Here is a 24,218-nt window from a genome sequence, read left to right as displayed (position 1 = left end):
CCTGTTCCATAAGTAAAGCCAGCGTGGTGTAACAAGTGACGCGCCGCGATTTAACGAGTGAAGCAACCATGATTGACACGCGAGAAAGGGGGATGAGCCGTGCCCGAACTGCCCGAGGTGGAGAACGTCCGCCGCAGCCTCGAGACACTTGTCGTCGGGAAGACCATTGAACGTGTGGAGGTTCGATTGCCGCGTATCGTGCGTACCCCCGATGACGCAGAGCGGTTTGCCGCGGAGTTAGCAGGCTGTCGCATTGAGGGGGTGGATCGACGAGGAAAGTATCTCATTTTCCGGGTGCCGCCGTATCAGCTCGTGTCCCACCTGCGTATGGAGGGACAGTATCGGCTGCATCCGCACGGAGACGCAGAGCGCCCGCACACCCACGTCATCTTTCACTTCACCGACGGAACCGAGTTGCGGTATCGTGACGTGCGCCAGTTTGGCACGATGGACCTCGTCGGCATGGGCGAACCCCTGCCGAAGGGACTCACCAGTCTGGGGCCCGAACCGTTTGCGGAAGACTTGGATGGGGCCGCCCTCTATCGGCGCATTCACGGACGTCGGGCGCCCATCAAGGCGGTATTGTTGGATCAGACGTGCCTGGCCGGTCTGGGCAACATCTATGTGGACGAGGCGTTGTTCCTCGCCCGCATTCATCCGGAGCGTGCGGCGGAAAAACTCACCCGTCGCCAATGCAGCGAACTGTTGGACGCCGTGCGGGATGTGCTGACCCGCGCCATCGCCGCGGGCGGATCGTCCGTCAGCACGTACGTGGATGGATATGGACGGCATGGTGGTTTCCAAATGGAGCTGAACGTCTACGCTCGCGAAGGGCAGGCCTGCCGCGTATGTCAGTCGACCATCGTCAAGACGCGGGTGGCCGGCCGCGGTACGCACTTTTGTCCGAACTGCCAGCGCCCGCCCCGGCCCGCGAAGAAACGTGCTGCGGCAAGCCGGAAAAGCCCTAGACGAACAAAGGAAGATGAGGGGATCGGCACATGAACGGGCTCATCGTCGGGTTGACCGGTGGCATCGCCACCGGCAAGAGTACCGTTACAGGCATGCTGCGGGAGCTGGGCGCGTATGTCGTGGATGCGGACGTTTGGGCACGCAAGGTGGTGGAACCGGGGTCCGAGGGGCTGCGCGAGGTGGTGGCGGCGTTCGGGGACCGCATCTTGCGATCCGATGGGAGCCTGGACCGGGGCGCTCTGGCGGCCATCGTCTTTCAGGACGAGGCGGCCAGGCAGCGGTTGAACGCCATCACGCATCCGCGTGTGCGGAGCGGAATGATGGCCGAGACCAAAGCGTACCTGTCCGAGCATCCGGGCAACCCCGTCGTTTGGGATGTACCGCTCCTTTTTGAAGGGGAAACACGCCACCTAGTCCAGCGTACGATTGTCGTCTACACCGACGAAGCCACCCAACTCGCCCGTCTGATGGCCCGCAACGGCTATTCGGAGGCGGAAGCGAAAGCCCGCATCCGCGCGCAGATGTCCATCGAGGAGAAACGACGCCTGGCCGATTACGTCATTGATAATACGGGAACCCTAGACCTTACCAGAGAGCAGGTTGAACGGATATGGAACAGCATTCGCAGCGAGGCGGCCGGCTGCGGATTTTCATCGTAAACCGACGCATTCTCATCAGCCTGATTTTGCTTGTGGCTTTGATTGGGTTGATGAGTTCCAACCGGTTTTGGCAGTGGATATATCCCATCGGGTATACTGCGGAGATTCAGCAGGCGGCCCGCGCGGCTCATGTCGATCCGCTCCTGGTCGCGAGTGTCATCCGCGTGGAGAGTAAGTTTAATACAAACGATGTTTCACATGCTGGCGCCGTCGGACTCATGCAATTGATGCCCGGCACCGCCCAGTGGATTCGCGTTCAGATGCGCCAGCACGGAGACCAGGATCCGGTGCTAGAAGGCCAGCTTGACCTACACAATCCACGCACCAACATCCGAATCGGCAGTTGGTATATTCACTATCTCATGGCTGCCTTCCACGGCAACCAAACCGCCGCCATTGCGGCGTATAACGCCGGTCCCCGGCGCGTCAGCACCTGGCTGAAGGACGGCACTTGGAACGGTCAACTGGCCGACGTACAGCAGATTCCGGTGGGCGAGACACGGCACTTTGTGGACCGAGTCTTTTATAATTATATGCTGTACAAGCGGATCTACGGATCGGACGCGGCATGGAAAATGCCCACATAAGGTTGACAAACGCTCATCCCGTCCGTATAATAAAGTCTGTCGATTGAATGGTATTGGGCATTAGGTGGTACCCACTTCATCCATGTCGAGGTGGCGGAATCGGCAGACGCGCACGTTTGAGGGGCGTGTGGGGAAACCCGTACGGGTTCAAGTCCCGTCCTCGACACCACGGAAGATCGAAAGCCAAATGGCATAGGGAATCTCGCGAGTTAGTTTGCGAGGTTCCCGTTTTGTTTCTAGTAGCCAAATCGACGCGCACTGCTTCGTAATATGCGTTATACCTGCTGGGTTTGGATCACTCTCTACATTGCTAAAACGCCTTGGTAAGATTTTTTTCGTGAAGCAGGTTAAGGCGCGGACGCTGTAGGGTGGCGTTCACTGGGTGAGTGTGTACGAATAAATACGACGGCGAAGGAAACTATTATAATGGCAGTAGAAATCCACACGAGAGTGGGGCCGATGGCTTTCCACAGTCCTACCATGGACAGGAAAGCGGGGATTGTGCACGTAACCCACGCCTCGATGAACGTCACCCAGCCCGTGAACAGGGCGATGTCACGATTTTGCGCGAGCAGTAGATAGAAGAGCCCCCAAAGGAATGACCACATCATCCAGATAATACCAAATTTCAAGTCGTGGAAATGTACAAAATTTACGATCGAATAACCGATAGCGAGGATGCAAACCCACAGGCAATACCAGCCTAGGCCTGTGGTGCTAAGTTTACAGAGGTTTGTGAGGCCCACATACAGATAGGTGAATCCAAATAGAAAAATTCCAGAGGCGGACCATATGGTCCAGGAATCTTGAGTGCTAAATATTATGTAGATAGGTGTCAATACTTGCAAACTACCAACAAACAGGTTGAACACTCCTGCACTCTTATTATCGATTTTGTTCAGTAGCATCAGTGCGTTGATGAACAGCACGGCTCCAACATACATGAGTCCGACATTGCTCATATGCTCACCCCCAATCTGGGAATTCATATTACAGATGAAAGTAGACGGTGTCTCCGGATCGGGAACCTATGAGAACAATCGCTCGTTCCAAAGGCAGCTGCTGTTCAATCTCAGCCTCCTCTCTTTGTTGGTTCAGTTGGTTTTCGTGGTCAAACAGAAAATCTGCGAGCGGCAGCTCCACGTATCTTCTTAGACACCGCTTGAGGGAACGCGCTCCGAAGCGTGTGTCGAATCCGATTTCTCTCAGTAAAGAGATGGCCGATTCGTCTAAACTGACCTGATACCCATGCTTTGTGAGCCGTTGGTTTAACCGAGACAGCTCCATTTGAATAATCGAATCTATCGTATGCTCGTCCAGCCAGTTGAATGTAATGATGTCATCGATTCGATTGAGGAACTCTGGTGAGAATACCTCTTCTAACCTCTTTTCAACGATTTGTCGAGTTTCGTTTTTTACAGTTCCCAAAATGGAGAGCCCACGAGTGTTACGATATGAATCATTTTCGTCGTCCGAATGCGGATGCTTGTTTGTGTCCGCCTTTTGTTCCTTGGCGTATTGCTGGAGTTCACGAGCCGCGACGTTACTCGTCATAAAGATGATGCTGTTACGAAAATTGATCGTTTGTTGACCAGATGCAACTGTCATGAGACCATTGTCAAAAACGTTTAAGAGGGTCTGTAGTACAGTTTCACTTGCCTTTTCGACCTCATCAAACAATACAATGCCCGGGGCACTAAAGGAACCTTCAATCTTTTCCTTTTCCAGCAATGTTATTCCCTCTTTACTACCCACATAACCTGGTGGTGCCCCCGTAAGTGATGCAGCGTAATGTTCTTGTGACAACGTGTTCATGTCGATTCGGCATAAGGCGTCTCTCCGACCATGGATGGCTTCGGCCAGCACACGAACCAATTCTGTCTTGCCCACGCCGGTCGGACCTAGTAGTAATGCAACATACAGTGGGCGAGAAGGGTCAGTGATATCAACACGGATCAATCGCAGCATCGAGTATATGGCAGTTAGGGCTTCGTCCTGACCCGCGAGACGGTCACGCAAATATCGCAAAACCTGTTGCGGGTCAAATCGAAACCGAGTGACCATCCGGGTAACCGTCGCGGGCCTGAGATTCTCTTCCGTAGCGGGTTCGTTAGACGTCTGTCCCCTATTTTCTCTACTGCGGTTCGAAAAACTGTCGACCATCTCGTTAATGAAAGGCATGCAATTAGGCTCCTTTCGCTAGCACCAATGTCCATCGAATTCACCGATAGCAAGAGCCGGGGTATATTCCGGCCCTTGCTTGTTGCAGACGTTTCATCGGGTCTCTTCCATTTCCCGCTCTGGTCTCGGCAGATTGCCGACTGGGCAACAAGCCACACCTACCGTGGCACGAGTGATCTTCTCGACGTTTTCACGAGCCCTTTCGGCATCCAGAACCCACGTACGATAGAAATCGAACGGACAGTCTGCAACACCTTTATCTCCGTCTCCGGAGTTGAAGATTCCCGTATATCCACGGTGCAGCAGCTTGAACAATTGGTTCTGGGACTGCCAGTTCGCACGTGCGTCGCGAATTTGCGACAGCGAAAGCTCGGCGTACTGAATTCCGTATTCCTCTTCGCCGCACTCACCCAATGTACGGCCATCGAATCCGATGATGGCAGAGTGTCCGAAGTAGGAGTAAACACCATCGAAGCCTGTAGCATTGGCAACAGCCACATAGCAGTTGTTGGCCCAAGCCATGACCTTGGACATCATAATCTGCTGTTCCTTAGCCGGATACATATAGCCCTGCGGACGTACGATGAGCTCTGCTCCCTTCATAGCGCAGTCGCGCCAGATTTCGGGGTAGTTTCCATCATCGCAGATAATGAGGCTGATCTTAAGCCCCTTAGGTCCTTCAGACACATATGTCTTGTCGCCAGGATACCATCCCTCAATAGGGTTCCACGGAAGTATCTTTCGATATTTTTGTACTATCTCTCCTTTATTATTAATAAGGACTAACGTGTTGTAGGGCCATTTTTTCGGATGCTCCTCATGGCGTTCACCAGTCAGTGAGAAGACACCCCACGTATTCGCCTGTCTGCACGCCTCCCCAAAAATTTCTGTTTCTTCGCCGGGGATAAGAGATGCTGTTTCGAACATTTCCTTCGGGTCATACATAATTCCTTGCGTGCTGTACTCCGGAAATACAACTAGGTCCATCCCAGGCAGTCCTTGCTTCATGCCAACCACCATATCGGCAATCTTGTGTGCGTTTTCAATGACTTCTTCCCGAGAATGGAGTCGGGGCATTTTGTAGTTGACTACTGCTACGCCTACAGTATCCGGACTGCTCGATATGTCCCCATGTCGCATACGTGTAACACTCCTTCATTGGGATTTTGCTGTCGCTCAATTTTGAATGCAATTATCGTGCCATTAAGACATAAGACGGTTTTCTACTGAAGGGTTACAGGTGATTAAGACCTTTATTGCAGCCATTTGGACACAAATAGACAGGGCGAGCGGTCACATATGGAATCAGGGACGGCGTTACTTGTGGGTGTTCATACGTGTTCACCTTTGTCATTGAATATGCGATAGTGTTTTATGAGGCGTAGCGTAGGAAGAGACGTGGAACACCATCGGACAGCTTTCTAACACATTGGGACATAATGTAATAACAATGGGATAAAGCCTGCGGGACGGGACTATCCATTCTTCTCACACGTGTGCCGATGGTCTATAAGGGCATTAAGGGGCGCTTCGTCGGTTGAAATGGGTTGAAGATGTCAAGCATGTGGATAGAAAGAGATTGAGGCAGGAGGGTTAGGAGAAGGCCTCCCTATAGTCGGCCCTTCTCTGAATCAGATTTTGCCCAAGAACTATCGGTCAAGAGCTTTCGCGGCATATCCTCGCTTCGCTTCGGTATTCCACGGTCTCTTGACCTCTAGGAGCCGATTCACATGCATGATCCAGTTCTGGCTTTGTTCACGGAGTCGCTTGGCATCGACGAACCATGGTACGTCTCTTCCGTAGAGTTTAGTCGAGCGCAAAAACGCCTGGATATCCAGCTTGATTATCGCAAAGGCGCAAAATTCCCCTGTTCTGAATGCGGTGGAACAAACACAGACATTTATGACCGGAAGGAGCACACATGGCGTCATGTCAACTATTTTGAGCATCAAACACACTTGCATGCCCGAGTACCACGTGTGTGGTGTCATGACTGCTCAAGTGAAAGTAGCAACGGTGTCAGGCTGGTAAACGTTCCATGGTCGAGAAAGTCCAGTCATTTCACCAAGTTGTTTGAGGCATACGTGATTCAATTGGCCAGGGAGATGTCTGTCAGTTCCGTCGGCCGACTTGTTGGTGAACGAGATAAACGAATCTGGCGTATCATCCAGCATTACGTTCAAAAGGCCCGTGACAAAGAGGATTTCTCCAACGTCAGCCGCATTTCCATCGATGAAACCTCTGTGGCACGCGGACATCAGTACGTCACCGTTGTTGCCGATATTGATGAGCGAAAGGTTTTGTTTGTCACACCAGGCAAGGATGCCGCGACTGTAGAGGCTTTTGCCAAGGACTTTCGGAGCCATAAGGGACATCCCGAGAATGTAACGACCGTCTCCTGCGATATGTCTCCAGCCTTTATTACGGGTACCAAGCAAGTGTTCCCGAATGCCACGATTACGTTTGACAAGTTCCATGTGGTCAAGGTTCTATCCGAGGCAGTGGACGCGGTTCGTAGGGACGAGCAACGCAAACATCCGGAACTGAAACGTTCCCGCTATGTTTGGCTCAAGAATCCAAACAAGCTGACGGCAGCTCAATCCAAAATGCTTTCGACGCTGAGTAAACAGAATCTCAAAACCGTGCGGGCGTACCACTTGCAAATGAACTTCAAAGAATTATGGCAGCAACCGAAAGTTCTGGCCAAACCGTTTCTGGACAAATGGTATTTCTGGGCCACCCATTCACGTTTACGGATTAACACCCGTAGATTGGACACATGCTCCCGATATTGAGCTCAATCACAGTTTTTCTTTTGGCCTTTGCCCTGGGCCACAAATTGCCATCGGTCGTCGGTCCGTCAAGGGCCGCTGTCGCTGAACCTTCGGTTCCCCTTGACCGCCCCTCCGCCCTCTGGCCTTTGGGCAGTTAGGGGCAAAGGTCCGGGATACACACCGACGTGCGTCACACCCTCACAGGGCGTCTAGGCTCGAGCCCTGTCTCGATATGACGGCGGTAGAACTCCGACGGGGACAGGTAATGCAGGCTCGAGTGCAGCCGGCGGTTGTTGTATCGGGTCACGAATTCGACGACCGCCTGATACGCCTCTGCGTAGGTCTGAAACTCGTACATTGACAAGCACTCATCCTCCAGGAGCCTGTGATACGACTCGATGTAGGCGTTCATATTTGGCGTTTTGGGTGGTATACGCTCGTGTACGACATTCCATCGTTCACACTCCGATTCAAATAAATTGCTCACGAACTGCGGGCCGTTATCCGAACGGACGGTGGGCAACGGTATATGACACTGAAGAATCTGACGCTTCCACAGTGCTGCTCGAAACGTCTCGACGGCATGTCTGGCTTCGCAGGTTAAACCGATATGGTATCCCACAATCTGCCTGTCATACACGTTGATGTACGACAGTACGAAGAAGAAGCGGTCCTCTCCTGCGATGTACCCGTACTTGACGTCCACCTCCCAGAGCTGGTTTGGTGCCGTGATGGTACGGTTCTGTGCCAGCTTCCTCGGGTGTGTATGACGGAGTTTCCGTTGCGGCCGCAGGATATCCAGTTCCTTACACAGGCGGTACACCTTTTTCTCGTTGATCACGAGTCCATGGTCTTGTCTGAGCATGTGGGTCAGCTTGCGGTACCCGTAGGCGTAACCATCTCCGGCAATGGACTCCATAATCCATTCCTTGATCTGCTCATCGCTGACCTTGCGGCCCTCCGCAGTTAGTGAGTACCCAGGAATCGGGCGCCCACCCGAGGTAGTGTGCGGTTTTGGCTCGTGTGTTAACTGATAGTAATAAGTGGATCGAGAGACCCCCACTATGCGCAGCACGAGAGTAGCGTTATACCCGGCTGTGATCCACTTGTGCGCAATGGCTACTTTATCCGCAAGTGAGGGCTCTGTTTTTTTAGCAGGTCACGCAAAATGGCAATTTCAAGGTCTTTCTCGCCCAGAAGCTGTTTGAGATGGGCATTTTGCTTGTCCAATTCACGGTTCTCTGCGACGAGTTGAGCATGTTCCTGCTGGGTGACATGGGTAGCGTTTCCTTTCGGACTGCTGCCCTGCATGGATTGGCCAGCTTTATACTGGCGGACCCATCGGCTAACAAGATTCGGACGGATATCGTACTTCCGAGCCACAACGGAATTGTTCCCGGCGGCGATCGCCTGTTCGACAACTTGGCGTTTGAACTCTGGAGTAAATTTCCGACGTTCCACGTGAACAACCTCCTGACCTAATGGTCTCATGGATTAGGGAGATTGTCCAACTCGATTACGGGGCTTAAGAGGTTTACAGCCGATGATTCAAGCAGCGAAGACCATTCGTCGACACCAAGAGGGCATTCTGTCCTGGTTCGACACGTATGTCACAAACGCACTCCTTGAAAACTTAAACGGTTTGATTCAAGCCGCAAAGCGCAGGGCCAGAGGGTACAGAAATGTAGACAACTTTATCACTATCATCTACTTGTTGCTCGGCAAACTGGAGCTCGACCTACCCACTTGAAATGACGAAGAGGCCATTAAGGGCTAGATAGGAGGAGTTTCTGCAGCTTCATCGAATCCTCGTATAAGGGTAACGCGGCACCACTCCCTGTCGGTGTACACGTCGAATGGGGTTTTTAACTACAACACCTCTTAATTCACATGGAAAAGAGCGGGGGAAGCGTTCGTTTACGCGCCAGAAAATTAAGCCAAAATGCCTTCGATTTGGTGTGTATTCCTTCTCGAATATGACGTAGCGTCGGGATGTTACGGGGAGGATGAGGTGTAATGTCGGAGAACCAGGCCATCAAATTGGGGCTATTATTTTCTCTGACTGGTACAACAAGTGTCACAGAGCGGGGGCAGTATCAAGCTGCCTTGCTGGCCGTTCGTGAAATCAATCAGGGAGGCGGGCCTCTAGGTCGAAGGATTATACCGGTTACGGAGGACATCGGATCAGATCCGGTGACCGCCGCTCGCAAGGCAGAGAAATTGATACGTGAGGATAAGGTCGCGGCTTTGGTCGGCCTGTATACGTCCGCATGTCGGAAAGTTGTTATCCCTGTACTAGAAAAGTATAATCGACTACTTTTCTATCCGGCCCTCTATGAGGGAGAGGAGTTCTCACCATATGTGTTTTATTGCGGACCGGTACCCAATCAGCAGCTAGAATATTTTATTCCGTGGTTGATTGAAAAATGCGGGCGAGATTTCTATTTGATTGGCTCTGATTATGTTTATCCACGTGAAACGAACAAACACGTTCGCCGTCTCCTTCGTGTACAGCATGGCAGGGTATGCGGGGAGACGTATGTCCAGTTGGGAAACCAGAAGTTTCAACATGTACTGGATGAACTACGTTCCCGTAAACCGAGTGTCGTTTTTTCTACGTTAGTCGGAGATAGCGCCGTCGCCTTTTATCAGCAATTCTATCACGCGCAAATAGGCATACCGATTGCGAGTGGCATTACGGCAGAGACCGAGGTTGCTGCCATAGGGGCAGAATATGCGGTTGGACACTATACCTCATTTCCGTATTTCTCGAGTGTAAAGACACGAGAGAATGAGGCTTTCGTCCACAACTATCAGATGGTCTATGGAACTGACGTATTAAGTTTTGTTATGGAAAGCGCTTACTACAGTGTTTACTTGTTGGCACAGGCAATTGAGAAATCCGGGACGACCAACACGGACACACTGAGATCGACCCTTCGAGGTATGACGTTCTCGGCTCCACAAGGGACAATAAAGGTTGACCCGGACAACCAGCACATGTGGCTGTATTCACGAATTGGAAGGATCAATAGACAGGGACGATTTGAAATCGTGTGGGCGTCAGAGCGACCAATTCGCCCGATTCCATTTCTGAACGACGTAAACACTGTAAGCAGTTTGGAAGCAACTCCTGTTCGTACAGTGGCGTCCAGTGATGAGTTAAGGAAGCAGTTGGATCACATGCAGTCGTTTGTGAATGACGTCGAGCGACTGATCACGCTGTTTCATGGGCATCTTGTATTCTGTACAGCAGATGGATTGGTTGTACGCTCTGTACGTAGCGATGCCTCGGTGCCTGAACTCCCTGCATTTCTGCAACCAGGGATCTATGTCCGAGAGGAATTGATTGGCACTTGCGGTCTTGTGTTAGCCCTCAAGAGCCGCAGTGATACCACGGTGTGGGGATCTTCGCATACACGAGAAGAACTTCGGGATTGGGTAAGTATTGGTCTCCCTATACGTCTTCCTGGCGGCGATCTACGAGCAATCGTTGGCGTGTTCGTTCCGCTTCGAGCCATGTCACGGGAGGCTATAGATACTTTGCGAGATGCAGGGCGGACGGTATTGGACACTATTATGCGATTGGAACAGACAAAAGATAAACTCGCGCAGGCGGAGGAAATGCTCCAGTCGGTGCTTGAACAGGATCAAGAACCTCATCTGTTGGTGAAAAGTGGTGAGTTGCTAATCGCGAATCAGACTGGGAGGCGTTTGGTAGAAAAGGATTGTTCCTTGCTCCCTCGGATTCTGTCGCGCCTGTCGAAAGAAAAATATGATATATCTTTCCGACTGGACACCATCGACAACCATGTAGTCCAAGTTGAGAGTCATCGAGACGGGGAGTTTCTCCATCTCGTGTGTCGCACAGTTGCTAGCCGAAAGGTAGCTACAACATCGGTTGAAGAGCCGATACTGATTGGTCACAGTCCTGCTTTCGTGCGGAATCTCGAACTCGCCCACTTGGCCTCGAAGATTGATGCGAACGTGCTCATTCTTGGCGAGAGTGGGACTGGGAAAGAACTGTTTGCGAAAACCATCCACCAGCTGAGTTCACGAAGGAATGGACCGTTTATCCCTGTTAATTGCGCTGCGTTGTCCGGAGATCTCTTGACTGCAGAGTTGTTTGGTTATGTGGAAGGCGCATTTACGGGGGCTAGAAAGGGAGGCAGCAAAGGTAAATTTGAAGCCGCTAGTGGCGGGACGTTGTTTCTTGATGAGATTGGAGACATGCCTGCCGAACAGCAGGCCGTGCTATTGAGGGTGTTACAGGAAAAGGAAGTCGTAAGAGTTGGGGATAACCAACCGATTTGTGTGGACGTACGTGTGATTGCAGCCACACATCGTGATCTCACCCAGGAAGTCGCTGGAGGGACGTTTCGGGGGGATCTGTACTATCGACTCAATGTTTTTTCAATCGAGCTTGTGCCTTTGCGTAACAGAAAAGAGGATATTCCTGAACTCACATATCATTTTATACAACGATTAAGTGAGCGTTCTAAATTACCAAGAAAAACAATCTCGAAAGATGTAATGAAAATTTTTCTGAGCTATAGCTGGCCCGGGAACGTCCGTGAATTGCAAAACGTTATAGAACGTGCGTTTTATCTAGCCGGAGAATCCAAACAGTTACAGCTTAATCATCTGCCAGAGCATCTTTATGTGAATAACGCGGGTCATGTGCGCCATGAGAGTTTAGAACGGAGGGGTATTCGGTCCCGGCTGTCAAACTTATATGAGATACGAAACCTCAATATAGCATCCGAGCGAGATAAGATTCAATACTATCTGAACGAATTCGGCGGGAACATCAGTCGAACCGCACAGTATCTCGGTATGTCGCGTACCACATTATATCGTAAACTAAAGGAATACCGTTTTATGTAATGGCGTAGCAGAACCGCCGTGAAGTGAGCTTACCCAAGTTGTCTCAACCGCCTTCAACGGTTGCGTGTCGTGATAATCTGCCTGAGAGGGTACGTTGAACAAAAACCCGGCATGGCACTGTCATAAGATAGGGTCGGGAACCTGGCTGTTTAATCGTTCATACAAAGAGCGGGGAGACTCACAACTCCCCGCTCACGATTATCTTCGTGCTTTGACTCGCAACCACAACAAGAATACCGGACTTACTCCTCAAACAAAGCTGTCGACAAATACCGCTCGCCGGTGTCCGGCAGGATGGCGACAATCGTCTTGCCACGGTTTTCTGGCCGATTGGCGACGGTCGCTGCCGCATGCAGTGCTGCGCCTGACGAGATGCCGACGAGGACGCCTTCTTCACGGGCCAACTTGCGCGCAGCCTGGAACGCTTCGTCGTTGGAAACCTGAACGACTTCATCGTAGATTTCCGTATTCAGAACATCAGGGATAAATCCAGCGCCAATCCCCTGAATCTTATGCGGGCCAGGCTGTCCGCCGGAGAGTACTGGCGAATCGGTCGGCTCCACGGCAATCGCCTTGAAGGAAGGCTTGCGTTGTTTGATGACTTCCGCAATGCCCGTAATGGTTCCACCGGTACCGATGCCGCTGATGAGGATGTCGACCTTGCCATCGGTATCCGCCCAAATCTCCTCAGCGGTTGTCTTGCGGTGGATTTCCGGGTTAGCCGGGTTTGAAAACTGCTGAGGGATGAAGGAGTTCGGGGTCTCCTTGGCGAGTTCTTCGGCCTTGGCGATGGCACCCTTCATACCCTTGGGGCCTTCGGTCAGAACCAGCTCCGCGCCGAGCGCCTTTAACAGCTTACGACGTTCGATGCTCATGGTTTCCGGCATGCAAAGGATGCACCGATACCCTTTCGCGGCACAGACAAACGCCAAAGCAATGCCGGTGTTACCGCTGGTCGGCTCGATGATGACGGTATCCTTGTTGATGCGGCCTTCCGCCTCAGCCGCGGCAATCATCGCATACCCAATACGGTCTTTGACGCTGCCCAGCGGATTGAAATACTCCAGCTTGGCCAAAACTTCTGCTCCGCTGGCATCGCTAATCTGGTTGAGCCGAACCAAAGGGGTGTGGCCAATCAGTTCCGTGATGTTGCGGGCAATTTTCGGACGAGGAGGGATTTTAAGCGACTCGGACATAATCTCAACCTTCCTTCCGTTGCTCCGGGTTCAGATTTCTGAGCCTCGTGCCCATTATAGCATACTAAACTGGTATGAATACGCCGGAAATGAATAAATTCGTCTCCCCCACTTAGAATGCCCGATGACCACTGCGATTAGTATTGCGATACTAAATCTGAGTATGTATAATTCATGCAAGAACCGAAAGCGAAATGAGTGAGCCAGGTGAAGGATTCGTTTTGGAACATCTGCCTGTTGCATGAAATAACCTCTCGGGATCAACTGCTCCGGGAAGCCGCTCGCGTCGGACGGACCAAACAAGAATTAGAGCAGACCGAGAATGGAGAAGAGATCTCTTCGAATCCGGAGCAACTCTTTCGCTTTATGAAGGAAGGAGTCGGGGAACGGGAATTTGGCCACTTTCCTGGTGACCAGGACTTATTCTTCAAGTTGTACCACGCCGGCAAGGATTTAGACTTACTGGAGTACGCCTGCGAAACCCTGCGACGCGATAGAGTGACGGGGACCGTCATGGTTCATCCTGGAATCGTCGAGCGATTTATTGAAACGTGTCGGAAACGACGGTATCAGTCCTTGCTGTTCTGTGAGGCGGAGAAATACATATGGGGTTTGATGGAAACCAAGTGTTATCTACAGCCGTTCTCGATGACGTTGCTGACGCAAAACTATGTCCTCGGGCGGTTGTTGAAAACGTATTTCGATCCGTTCCCCAATGTCACCGTAATTCAAGGCTCCATTTATCAGCCGCTGCCGCTTGAGACTAGATTTGACGCCATTTTGACGATCCCGGACTTCGGCACAAAGGTGAGCGAGGGCCTCGAAACCACGACCAGGGAAGCTGAGGCTGTCGCGATAAATCATCTCCTACCGTTGCTGCGGGGGGGCGGTCGACTCAGTACCACCCTTCCTGCGCGCGTGGTTTTCCAATCTGGAGATATCGCCGCTTGGCGGCAAAAAACGAATGAACAAGCTCCAGTACACTCGATTTATGCACTACCCGAAGGGTTGTTCCGTCCTTTTACGTCTGTGAAAACGTATCAGGTTGAATTTGGAAACACCCCTCCTGACGAGGTTGTTCTTGGACGGTTTGCACTGGAAAGTACGAAGCTGGTCCCGGAACAACAGGTTTCCGTTCATCCGGACAAGTTTCGGCTGCTGGATAATTGGCGGATTGACGTATTACTTGATGTCAATGAGGATGTACTCCGTGATTACCAACAAGCTGCGACTCCTAAGGTGAAGCTGCGGGATGTGGCGGATATCTTCCGTGGCAAGTCCATTTTGAAGCAGGACATAAAGGCTGGAAATATACGTGTGTTGAACATATCGAATCTCCAGGATGGAGAGGTAGACTTGCGTGGATTGGACACCATCGATGAGGAAGAGCGCAAAGTGAAGCGCTACGAGATTCTACCTGGGGATTTGGTCATAACATGCCGTGGGACTGTGACAAAACTTGCCGTCTTTCCGGAGACCGACGGCATGGTCATCGCGTCCGCCAATATTCTGGTTCTGCGATTTAAGAAGGCTATTTTGAGCCATTTCGCAAAAATATTCCTCGAAAGCCCGACGGGTACAGCGCTGATTCAGCGTTTCCAGAGGGGAACAACGGTGATGAACTTAAACGCGGCCGACGTCGGGGACATCGAGGTGCCTTTGATTTCGGAAGAGCAACAGCGCAGCATCATTGAACGCTATTTAAAAGAGAAAGAACGCTATTTATCTGCCATTCGGGACGCGACCACCCGGTGGGAGCAGGTCAAAAACCAACTCTACTGTGAGTTGTACTAAGGAGGACATAGACCGTGGCGACGGCAAATATCGGATTTGAAGAAAAGCTGTGGAGTATGGCCGACAAGCTCCGTGGCAGCATGGACGCGGCGGAATACAAACACGTCGTGCTTGGACTGTTGTTTTTAAAGTACGTCTCAGACGCCTTTGAGGAAAAGTACGAGGCGTTAAAGCATGAGCCCTATGCCGATCCGGAAGACCGTGACGAATACACTGCGGCAAACATTTTCTGGGTGCCAAAAGAGGCGCGTTGGAGTCACATTCAGGCCAACGCAAAGAAGCCGGAGATTGGCCAAATCATCGACAACGCGATGATTGCGATTGAAAAGGAAAACCCGTCACTCAAGGGTGTACTGCCGAAGGATTACGCGCGGCCGGCGCTCGACAAGACGCGGCTCGGCGGAGTGATTGACCTGTTTTCGTTCAAGGTGGGCGACCGGGAGAGCCGCGCCAAGGATGTGTTGGGACGGGTATACGAGTACTTCCTGAGCAAATTCGCCAGCGCCGAAGGGAAAAACGGCGGCGAATTCTACACCCCTACCTGCGTGGTGCGACTGCTCGTAGAGATGATTCAGCCGTTTAAGGGGCGTGTGTACGATCCCTGCTGCGGATCGGGCGGTATGTTTGTCCAAAGTGAAAAATTTGTGGAAGAGCATCAGGGGAAAATCGGCGACATTGCGGTGTACGGTCAGGAGTCCAATCCCACCACCTGGCGGCTGTGCAAAATGAACCTGGCCATTCGCGGGATTGACGGCAACTTGGGCCCACACAATGCAGACACGTTTCACAACGACCTGCACAAGCACCTGAAGGCCGACTTCATCCTTGCCAATCCGCCGTTTAACGTGAGCGACTGGGGCGGTGAACGGCTTACCGAAGACGCTCGCTGGACGTACGGTGTGCCTCCAGCCGGGAACGCCAACTACGCGTGGATTCAGCACATCGTGAACAAATTGGCTCCGAGCGGCGTGGCCGGGTTTGTGTTAGCGAACGGATCGATGTCGACCAGCACGACCGCCGAGTTCGAGATTCGGAAAAATCTTGTCGAGGCGGGGCTTGTGGACTGCATCGTCACGTTGCCCGGACAGCTCTTCTACTCGACGCAAATCCCGGTATGCCTGTGGTTCATCGCGAAGAACAAAGCGCCGAAGGGGTTGCGGGATCGCCGTAACGAAATCCTGTTCATCGATGCCCGCAAGATGGGGCAGATGGTGGACCGCACGCATCGCGAGCTGACACCGGACGACATCCGCAAGATTGCCGATACATATCACGCGTGGCGCGGGCAGAGTGAAGCCGGGACGTACGAGGATGTGAAGGGATTCTGCTATGCGGCCAAGCTTGCTGAAGTCCAGGAGCACGAGTACATTTTGACCCCGGGCCGGTATGTCGGTATCGAAGAGGTCGAGGAAGATGGCGAACCGTTTGAGGAGAAAATGGCTCGCTTGACGGCAGAACTGGCTGAGCAGTTCGCGAAGTCGCGGCAATTGGAAGATGAAATTCGCAAGCGATTGGGGGGGATTGGGTTTGAGTTTTGAGTGGGAAACATTCAAAATTGGCGATATCGCCAATGTACAGACGGGGCCTTTTGGAAGCCAGCTGCACAAGGAAGACTATGTAGAGAGCGGGACTCCTATTATTACCGTTGAACATCTGGGTGAGAATAGGATAATCCATGAGAATACTCCATTTGTATCCGACGAAGACGCAACTCGGCTAAACAAATATACCCTCAGAGAGGGCGACATTGTATTCAGCAGGGTCGGTTCTGTTGATAGGCGGGCATACGTTTCTCGAAAGGAAGATGGATGGCTGTTTTCTGGTCGGTGTTTACGTGTACGTGTGATCGATACCAAGCGAATATATCCCAGGTATCTATCCTATTATTTTGGGCTTGAAACTTTTAAGGAGCACGTTCGCAATATTGCAGTCGGGGCTACCATGCCTTCGTTAAATACGAAAATAATGGCTAATTTGGAGATTAAAGCGCCCAAGTTAGCTGATCAAATCGCAATTACATCCATATTGTCGTCTCTGGACGACAAAATAGAACTTAACAACGCCATCAACAAGAACCTCGAGGAAATAGCCCAGGCCCTCTTTAAGCGCTGGTTCGTCGACTTTGAGTTTCCGAATGAGGATGGAGATCCGTACAAGGCGAGTGGCGGCGAGTTTGAGGAAAGTGAGTTGGGTCCCATCCCGAAGGGATGGCAGGTTGGGAGTATCCAAGACTTAATTATCGCAATATCAGGTGGAGATTGGGGGAAAGACAGTCCGCAAGGAAATCACGTGCACGAAGTATCTTGTATCCGTGGAGCAGACATCCCCGAACTTAGAAAGGGTGCACTTGGAAAGGTTCCACGCCGTTTCATCCTACCTAAGAATGTTTCAAGGAAAGTTCTATCGCATGGCGACATCGTGATTGAGATTTCAGGAGGTAGCCCAACACAGTCGACGGGGAGAGCGGTGCTGATTGTGGACGAAATCCTACAGAAATTTGAAGCGCCATTGATATGCACCAACTTTTGTCGAGTCATTAAACCGTTATCTGATTACGGTGATTATCTCTACAGCTACCTGTCCTATTTGTACCAAGAAGGTATCCTTTTTCAATATGAGAACGGTACGACAGGGATCAAGAACCTTGACATCACGAGTTTGCTCAATGTCCATCGCGTGGCCATTCCGACGATAGAAGTCGCCAGGCAATATGCAAGCATGTTTCACGAGTTATATAGGACTATACAGTTGTTGGGGGCACAAGCCCATAAACTTGCCGAAATCCGCGACGCCCTGCTCCCCAAACTCATGTCCGGGGAAATCCGTGTGCCAATAGAAGAGGCAGAGCTAGAGGAGATGCGCTGATGTCCGAACGCGCCGCAGTGTACCACCCATCCTATAACGAGAGCGACCTCGAACAGGCTGCGTTGGAGTGGTTCGAGGAATTAAACTACGACCGGGCATACGGTCCGGAAATCTCGCCGGGCGGCGAATACCCAGAGCGGGAATCCTATCACGACGTGATTTTGAAAGATCGACTGCGTGAGGCTTTGCAGCGCATCAACCGACGCGTGCCTCAGGAAGCCATCGAAGAGGCGATTCGCCTCATCGAGGTGCCACAGAGTCCCAGCCTGCTCATCAATAACCGGGCGTTTCAAAAGATGATCACGGACGGCATCGACGTGCAGGTTCCCGCAGGTAACGGTGAGTACCGGACCGAAAAGGTCTGGGTGTTCGAGACAGATCCGGATCGCGTGGAGAACAACGACTTTCTAGTGGTCAATCAGTTTACTGTGGTGGAGAATCAGGAGAAGCGGCCAGATATCGTTGTGTTCGTGAACGGGCTCCCGATTGCGGTGGTGGAGCTGAAAAACGCTTCCAACGAGGAAGTCGGCATCAGCGACGCGTACAACCAAGTGCAAACCTACAAAAGCGCGATTCCGTCACTGTTTACGTATAACTCGTTCCTCGTCATCAGCGACGGGGTCAACGCTCGCGCTGGCACGCTAACAGCCGACGAAGACCGTTTCATGATGTGGCGCACGGTGGATGGCGACGACGTCGCGCCGTCTTCGCTGCCTCAGCTCGAAGTGCTAATTAAGGGGATGTTCGAGAAGCGGCGCTTGCTCGACATCATGAAGCACTTTGTCCTGTTTCAGACGGACGGAGAAAACCTCATCAAGATTCTGGCCGGCTACCACCAGTACCATGCGACCAACAAGGCCATCGAGAGCACCCTGCGCGCTACCATGGACGAAGGGGATAGGAAGATTGGCGTCGTCTGGCACACGCAAGGGTCGGGAAAAAGCCTGTCCATGGTCTTCTATACGGGAAAGCTGGTACTCACGCTCGACAATCCCACCATCGTCGTGGTGACGGACAGGAACGATCTCGATGACCAATTGTTTACCACTTTCAGTAAATCACAGGACTTGCTTCGACAGATGCCCCAACAGGCTGAGAGCCGTGCACATCTACGCGAATTGCTGTCCGTGGAATCAGGCGGCATCATCTTCACGACCGTGCAAAAGTTTGCGCCAGACGATGATGAGGACACGCTCCCTGTTCTAACCGACCGAAAAAATGTCATCGTCATCGCAGACGAAGCGCACCGCAGCCAGTACGGATTTCAGGCGGAAATCGTCGCGCGTCAGAACGGGGCGGAAATTACATACGGCTACGCCAAGTACATGCGGGACGCCCTGCCCAACGCATCGTACATCGGGTTCACGGGGACGCCCGTCGAGTTGACCGACAAGAATACGCCGGCGGTCTTCGGCGACTACATCGACGTGTATGACATGACACGCGCGGTGGAGGACGGGACCACGGTTAAGATCTATTACGAGAGCCGCATCGCCCGGTTGGAGCTGTCCGAGGCGGAGCGGCCAGTCATCGACGACGAGTACGAGGAGATTACGGAGTACCAGGAATACACCCAGCGTGAGCGTCTCAAGTCCAAGTGGGCCAGGTTGGAGGCACTAGCGGGATCGGAAAAACGGGTCAAACAGATCGCGAAAGACATCGTGGAGCACTTTGAGCAGCGCCAGGCGGCTATGTTCGGCAAGGTGATGATTGTCGTGATGTCTCGTCGCATTGCCATCGACCTATACAAGGCCATCGTCGCGCTACGCCCGCAGTGGCACAGCGACGACGACAGCGAGGGCAAAATCAAAATCGTCATGACCGGCAACTCGAGCGATCCGGAGGAATGGCAACCTTACATTGGCACCAAGCGCCGCCGCGAGTACTTGGCGAAGCGGATGAAAGATGTGGACGATCCGCTCCAGATTGTGATAGTCCGTGACATGTGGCTGACTGGGTTTGACGTGCCGTGCCTGAACACCATGTACATCGACAAGCCGATGAAAGGCCATAACCTGATGCAGGCGATTGCGCGCGTCAACCGAGTCTTTCGGGATAAGCCGGGTGGCCTGATTGTGGATTACATCGGGATTGCGGACATGCTGAAGTCGGCGCTGCAGCAGTACACGGAAAACGACCGGAAAACGGCCGGCATCGACACAGACGCCGCAGTGGACTTTATGCTGGAGAAGCTGCAACTCATTCGCGAGCTGCTGCACGGGCACGACTACAGCAGGTTCACTTCGGAGAGGGCAGCGGACAGGATGAAAGCCATTGTGGAAACGGTGGACTATGTCCTTGGCCTTGGAGAGGAGGGCAAGCAGAACTTCCTCAACTGGACGACGGAGCTGGCCCGGGCGTACGCCTTGTGTGCGACCACAGCCGCTGCCGAAGAGGTCAATCTGGAGATCAGCTTCTTCAAGGCCGTCAAATCTGGCATCGTCAAACTCATCACAACGGAGAACAAGAAGAAAACAACCCGCGAGCTGGATGCCCAGCTCAATCAGCTGATCTCCAAGTCTATCGTCTCCGAGGAAGTTGTGGACATCCTCGACGCCGTCGGGTTGCAAAAGCCAAACATCGCCATCCTGTCGGATGAGTTCTTAGAGCACGTCCGGGGCTTAAAGCAGAAGAACCTCGCGGTGGAATTGCTGCGCAGGCTCCTGCAAGGCAAGGTGAAGGCGGTCTCGCGCACCAGCATCGTGCAATCCCGGAAGTTCTCCGAGATGCTCGAGCAAGCCATTCGCAAGTACAACAACCGTACGATTGAAACGACGCAAGTGATTGAAGAATTGATTCAGATGGCCAAAGAGATGAACGAGGCCGTCAAGCGCGGCGAAGACCTTGGTCTCGTGAAGGAAGAAGCCGCGTTCTACGAGGCCTTATCTGCGAACGATTCGGCCAAGGAGTTGATGGGTGACTTAGTACTCAAGCAAATCGCGCACGAGTTAACCCAAGCCATCAAGAAGAACATCACCGTGGATTGGACTTTGCGTGAAAATGTACGTGCGCAGATGCGGGTCACCGTCAAAAGGCTACTAAAGAAATACGGGTATCCACCCGACCTTGAGAAAATGGCCATTGACCTCGTGATTCAACAGGCGGAATTGCTCGCAGAAAACGAGTCGGAAGACCTGGATGAATAACCGGAGTCTCTTGTTGGGGCGCCACTGGTAGGTCGAAAACTGGCCCGATCCGTACGAAAACCTGTTATGTCAAATTACATCGACCTCCTTTATGAACCGTCCATCATTTGGGTATCCTATCCTCATCTTATTGTGAGGAGACCGGTATTCATGAAAACAAAGCATGTGGCCGCGATCGTCATCCTGCTGGCAGTCATTTTCTTCTTGATGTTGGAGGCGCAGGAGTTTCTTCATTTGGACCTTTGGTCGCGTTAAGAACGTGGCCTCACGGGCGGATCGTCCGCCTATCCTTCAACCCGCGGAATTTTCATGTCGCGTAACATGTAAGATGCTTCCGTCTGAAAAACCTTGTAGAATGAGTGAAAGAAGATACAGGGTAAAGAGGCGAAGCAGCATGGAGACGTGGCGGCGCAACCTGGCAGTGTTATGGATTGGCTGTTTGGTCACTTCGGCGAGCTTTTCGATGGTCGTTCCATTTTTACCTTTGTTCCTGATTCAGATTGGCGTGCATACGCACACGGAAATGTGGTCTGGCCTGTTGTACAGCGTGGCGTTTGTGGCGGGGGCCATCTCGTCTCCGTTTTGGGGATCGATGGCCGATAAATACGGGCGCAAACCGATGATTGTCCGAGCGGGGTTTGTGTTGTTTGTGGTCTACACCCTCACGGCATTCACGACCAATCCATACGAAGTTTTGGGCCTGCGCATTCTGCAGGGTCTCTTGTCTGGATATATCCCCGGTTCGATCGCGCTCGTGGGCACCAATACACCGGAGAACAAGGTGGGGTATGCTCTCTCCATGATTTCTGCTGCTACGGCGACGGGAGGCATTATTGGCCCTTTGATTGGTGGAGGCATCGCGCATTTGCTCGGCAACCGTATCGCGTTTGCTAGCGCGGGTCTGTTGGTCTTTTGTTCGACGCTGCTGGTTATCTTCTGGGTCCGCGAGGAAAAATTTGAGCCGACCAAGCAGCGTACATCCGTGTTTGGCGCGTTTCGTGACGCGTGGCAGAACAAACCACTCCTTTCCGCGCTCGGGTTGAATGCACTGACCGCCTTTTCGATTATGACCGTGGAGCCCGTTTTGACGCTTTATGTAGCGCAATTGTCCGGATCGATGCGCGATGCGTCGCTCCTGTCCGGCGTCGTTTTCTCGCTGGCAGGCATCGCGAGCGTGGTGTTTGCTCCGATGTGGGGAAAACTGGCGGACAAAACGACGTTTCGCCGTGTACTGCTGATTGGCTTGGTGGGCGGCGGGGTGTGGACCTTGGCGCAGATCCCGTTTCATCAAGTGTGGACATTTGCCCTGGTGCGTTTTATCTATGGGGCGTTCTTCTGCGCGGTGTTTCCGGCCATTAACGGTCTAGTCGTCCGCTGCACGACGCCCGAGTTTCGCGGCCGCGCATTTGGTCTGAACCAGACCGCCAATCAGATTGGAAACACGCTTGGCCCGCTGGTCGGTGGTTGGATTGGCGGCGCCTATTCCATTCACAGCTTGTTTTGGTGCACGGGTGGGCTCTTACTCCTAGTGGCGGGGGTGGCCTGGTTTTCGACCGGCCGACAATCCGCAAGCTCCGTTCATCGGGCCCGAATCATCACTTAATCGTTCTACGATTCCGGAACGGAGGGACGAATTCTTATGACGAAAGACCGTTTTGCAAATCGAGTCGTTTTGGTTACGGGGGCCGGTCGCGGCATCGGCCGGGTGGTGGCCACAGCGTATGTGGAAGCCGGCGCGTACGTCGTTTTCGCAGACAAGGACGCCAATCTGCTGGCTGAGGCCACCGCATCCCTGCACAACGCGTCTATCGCCTCGGTGGTATGCGACCTGCGCGTACCCGACCAGGTGGTGCAGATGGTCAATACCGCCGTGCAGCGCTTCGGGCGGATCGACATCGTCATCAACAATGCCGGCATTGGGATTTGGAAATCGCCGTTGGAACTCACGGTAGACGAGTGGGATTCGGTGCTCAATACGAACCTGCGCGGGGCGTTTTTATGCGCCCGCGAAGTGGCGAAGGAGATGCCTGAGGGCGGATGTATTGTCAACATCGCTTCGACGCGGGCGCTCATGTCCGAACCCAACAGCGAGGCATATGCTGCTTCCAAAGGGGGGATTGTGGCCCTCACCCACGCCCTGGCTGTCTCCCTCGGAGATAAGCGCATTCGCGTCAATTGCATCAGCCCGGGCTGGATTGAGACGGGCGATTATGGGGCGTTAACCCAGGCCGATCACGCCCAACACCCGGCGGGCCGTGTGGGTCGGCCCGAGGACGTGGCACGTGCCTGCTTCTACCTGACGGATCCCGAGAATGATTTCCTGACCGGGGTGAACCTGGTGCTCGATGGGGGCATGACGCGCAAAATGATTTATGTAGAATGACTTTATGATCTCATCACTCCGTGGCTAGAAAACGGGGCTGTTCCACAACTCATCGTAAGATGGGGGAGGGGGCAGCGCCTTCTTTAATCCATGTTGTTATGATGTCTCTAGTTTCGTTGCGACTCCTGAGTTGAATGCTGCTCCCCAGCAAGCATCTTGCTCCATAAGATTCCATTTGATCTCTCTTTCAATCCGTGCTATATTAGTCAGCGTCGCCAATCGACCGGCGACCCTGAAAACCGCAAAACATCGGCATCCATCATCTACCGCTTGCCATTAGGGCGCGTGGGTGATACGATGAACGATGCCGCTTGCGACCGGATAGCCCGGTCACTGCGGGAACAGGTGAAGCAAGTCAATGAGGTTCCTTGAAAACTAAACACGCACAGAGAGTCTTGCGAACACGGATGTGATTCGCAATAAGAGCCAAGGACCGGGGTGCAAGCGCTCCCTTTGGGGCGCTGGACTCCGGGAGGCGAACTTTTGTTGAGAGTTTGATCCTGGCTCAGGACGAACGCTGGCGGCGTGCCTAATACATGCAAGTCGAGCGGACGGAAGGGAGCTTGCTCCCGGACGTCAGCGGCGGACGGGTGAGGAACACGTGGGCAATCTGCCCATCAGTCGGGAATAACACTCGGAAACGGGTGCTAATGCCGGATAGGCATCTTGGGGGCATCCCTGGGATGGGAAAGGCGCTAAGGCGCTGCTGATGGAGGAGCCCGCGGCGCATTAGCTGGTTGGCGGGGTAACGGCCCACCAAGGCGACGATGCGTAGCC

At 52.8% G+C, this 24,218-nt stretch carries 18 protein-coding genes, 1 tRNA gene and 1 rRNA gene; 14 read left to right on the top strand and 6 right to left on the bottom strand.

From position 1 onward, the window contains the following. Positions 1 to 99 precede the first annotated feature (99 nt). The 4 genes from mutM to H522_RS0103645 all read left to right on the top strand — a co-directional run bounded on the left by mutM (position 100) and on the right by H522_RS0103645 (position 2,384). Complete coding sequence (gene mutM, locus H522_RS0103660; RefSeq protein WP_026961261.1) at positions 100 to 1,002, top strand: DNA-formamidopyrimidine glycosylase; 903 nt, start codon at positions 100 to 102, stop codon at positions 1,000 to 1,002. After that, positions 999 to 1,628 (top strand): dephospho-CoA kinase, encoded by a 630-nt coding sequence (coaE, locus tag H522_RS17405; protein ID WP_035452481.1) that lies wholly within the window; start codon positions 999 to 1,001, stop codon positions 1,626 to 1,628. The genes mutM and coaE overlap by 4 nt, the downstream gene beginning before the upstream one ends. Further along, positions 1,580 to 2,215: a lytic transglycosylase domain-containing protein gene (locus H522_RS0103650; protein ID WP_051343821.1), complete on the top strand. Its 636-nt coding sequence runs from the start codon at positions 1,580 to 1,582 to the stop codon at positions 2,213 to 2,215. The genes coaE and H522_RS0103650 overlap by 49 nt, the downstream gene beginning before the upstream one ends. Positions 2,216 to 2,299: 84 nt before the next feature. Next, a tRNA-Leu gene (locus tag H522_RS0103645) sits at positions 2,300 to 2,384 on the top strand. A gap of 178 nt (positions 2,385 to 2,562) precedes the next feature. Here the strand turns inward: H522_RS0103645 and H522_RS0103640 are convergent. The 3 genes from H522_RS0103640 to H522_RS0103630 all read right to left on the bottom strand — a co-directional run bounded on the left by H522_RS0103640 (position 2,563) and on the right by H522_RS0103630 (position 5,536). Further along, positions 2,563 to 3,177 carry an AmiS/UreI family transporter gene (locus H522_RS0103640; protein ID WP_026961259.1) on the bottom strand — a complete coding sequence of 205 codons (615 nt, stop codon included), beginning with the start codon at positions 3,175 to 3,177 and terminating at the stop codon, positions 2,563 to 2,565. Positions 3,178 to 3,205: 28 nt separating this feature from the next. Continuing rightward, positions 3,206 to 4,396: an AAA family ATPase gene (locus H522_RS17400; protein WP_081411846.1), complete on the bottom strand. Its 1,191-nt coding sequence runs from the start codon at positions 4,394 to 4,396 to the stop codon at positions 3,206 to 3,208. 93 nt (positions 4,397 to 4,489) lie between these two features. After that, entirely contained in the window at positions 4,490 to 5,536 is a 1,047-nt protein-coding gene (locus H522_RS0103630; protein WP_026961258.1) for an aliphatic amidase, read from the bottom strand. A gap of 590 nt (positions 5,537 to 6,126) precedes the next feature. Between H522_RS0103630 and H522_RS17395 the strand changes: the two genes are divergently transcribed. Further along, a complete protein-coding gene (locus H522_RS17395; protein ID WP_081411845.1) occupies positions 6,127 to 7,191 on the top strand; it encodes an ISL3 family transposase in 1,065 nt (354 codons plus the stop codon). 169 nt (positions 7,192 to 7,360) lie between these two features. Here the strand turns inward: H522_RS17395 and H522_RS0103620 are convergent, their stop codons facing one another. Both H522_RS0103620 and H522_RS0103615 read right to left on the bottom strand, forming a co-directional pair. After that, positions 7,361 to 8,272 carry an IS3 family transposase gene (locus H522_RS0103620; protein ID WP_026961257.1) on the bottom strand — a complete coding sequence of 304 codons (912 nt, stop codon included), beginning with the start codon at positions 8,270 to 8,272 and terminating at the stop codon, positions 7,361 to 7,363. Positions 8,273 to 8,289: 17 nt separating this feature from the next. Beyond that, the gene (locus tag H522_RS0103615; RefSeq protein ID WP_026961256.1) at positions 8,290 to 8,631 is read right to left on the bottom strand and encodes a transposase; all 342 of its coding nucleotides are present in this window, start codon (positions 8,629 to 8,631) and stop codon (positions 8,290 to 8,292) included. Positions 8,632 to 8,713: 82 nt separating this feature from the next. Between H522_RS0103615 and H522_RS0103610 the strand changes: the two genes are divergently transcribed. Both H522_RS0103610 and H522_RS0103605 read left to right on the top strand, forming a co-directional pair. Then, positions 8,714 to 8,920 carry a transposase gene (locus H522_RS0103610; protein WP_026961255.1) on the top strand — a complete coding sequence of 69 codons (207 nt, stop codon included), beginning with the start codon at positions 8,714 to 8,716 and terminating at the stop codon, positions 8,918 to 8,920. Between the two features lie 266 nt (positions 8,921 to 9,186). Then, the gene (locus H522_RS0103605) at positions 9,187 to 12,057 is read left to right on the top strand and encodes a transporter substrate-binding protein (RefSeq protein ID WP_026961254.1); all 2,871 of its coding nucleotides are present in this window, start codon (positions 9,187 to 9,189) and stop codon (positions 12,055 to 12,057) included. Between the two features lie 242 nt (positions 12,058 to 12,299). Here H522_RS0103605 and cysK read toward each other — a convergent pair whose 3' ends face one another. Then, complete coding sequence (cysK, locus tag H522_RS0103600) at positions 12,300 to 13,253, bottom strand: cysteine synthase A (protein WP_026961253.1); 954 nt, start codon at positions 13,251 to 13,253, stop codon at positions 12,300 to 12,302. A gap of 207 nt (positions 13,254 to 13,460) precedes the next feature. On the opposite strand from cysK, the gene H522_RS21810 reads away from it, so the two are divergent. The 7 genes from H522_RS21810 to H522_RS0103560 all read left to right on the top strand — a co-directional run. Then, positions 13,461 to 15,047 carry a restriction endonuclease subunit S gene (locus H522_RS21810; protein ID WP_026961252.1) on the top strand — a complete coding sequence of 529 codons (1,587 nt, stop codon included), beginning with the start codon at positions 13,461 to 13,463 and terminating at the stop codon, positions 15,045 to 15,047. 14 nt (positions 15,048 to 15,061) lie between these two features. Continuing rightward, entirely contained in the window at positions 15,062 to 16,585 is a 1,524-nt protein-coding gene (locus H522_RS0103590) for a class I SAM-dependent DNA methyltransferase (protein WP_026961251.1), read from the top strand. Continuing rightward, positions 16,575 to 17,912 (top strand): restriction endonuclease subunit S, encoded by a 1,338-nt coding sequence (locus H522_RS17390; protein ID WP_051343816.1) that lies wholly within the window; start codon positions 16,575 to 16,577, stop codon positions 17,910 to 17,912. The genes H522_RS0103590 and H522_RS17390 overlap by 11 nt, the downstream gene beginning before the upstream one ends. Next, a complete protein-coding gene (locus H522_RS0103580) occupies positions 17,912 to 21,058 on the top strand; it encodes a type I restriction endonuclease subunit R (RefSeq protein WP_035452478.1) in 3,147 nt (1,048 codons plus the stop codon). The genes H522_RS17390 and H522_RS0103580 overlap by 1 nt, the downstream gene beginning before the upstream one ends. A 394-nt stretch (positions 21,059 to 21,452) precedes the next feature. Continuing rightward, positions 21,453 to 22,661: an MFS transporter gene (locus H522_RS0103570; protein WP_026961249.1), complete on the top strand. Its 1,209-nt coding sequence runs from the start codon at positions 21,453 to 21,455 to the stop codon at positions 22,659 to 22,661. Positions 22,662 to 22,697: 36 nt separating this feature from the next. Next, entirely contained in the window at positions 22,698 to 23,441 is a 744-nt protein-coding gene (locus H522_RS0103565; protein ID WP_026961248.1) for an SDR family NAD(P)-dependent oxidoreductase, read from the top strand. Between the two features lie 482 nt (positions 23,442 to 23,923). Continuing rightward, positions 23,924 to 24,218 (top strand): 16S ribosomal RNA (locus tag H522_RS0103560); the annotation flags it as partial.

It is taken from the genome of Alicyclobacillus herbarius DSM 13609 (assembly GCF_000430585.1).
Lineage (GTDB): Bacteria > Bacillota > Bacilli > Alicyclobacillales > Alicyclobacillaceae > Alicyclobacillus_G > Alicyclobacillus_G herbarius.
The sequence above is the reverse complement of the archived record's forward strand: the minus strand, read 5'-3'. Positions and strand labels throughout refer to the sequence as shown.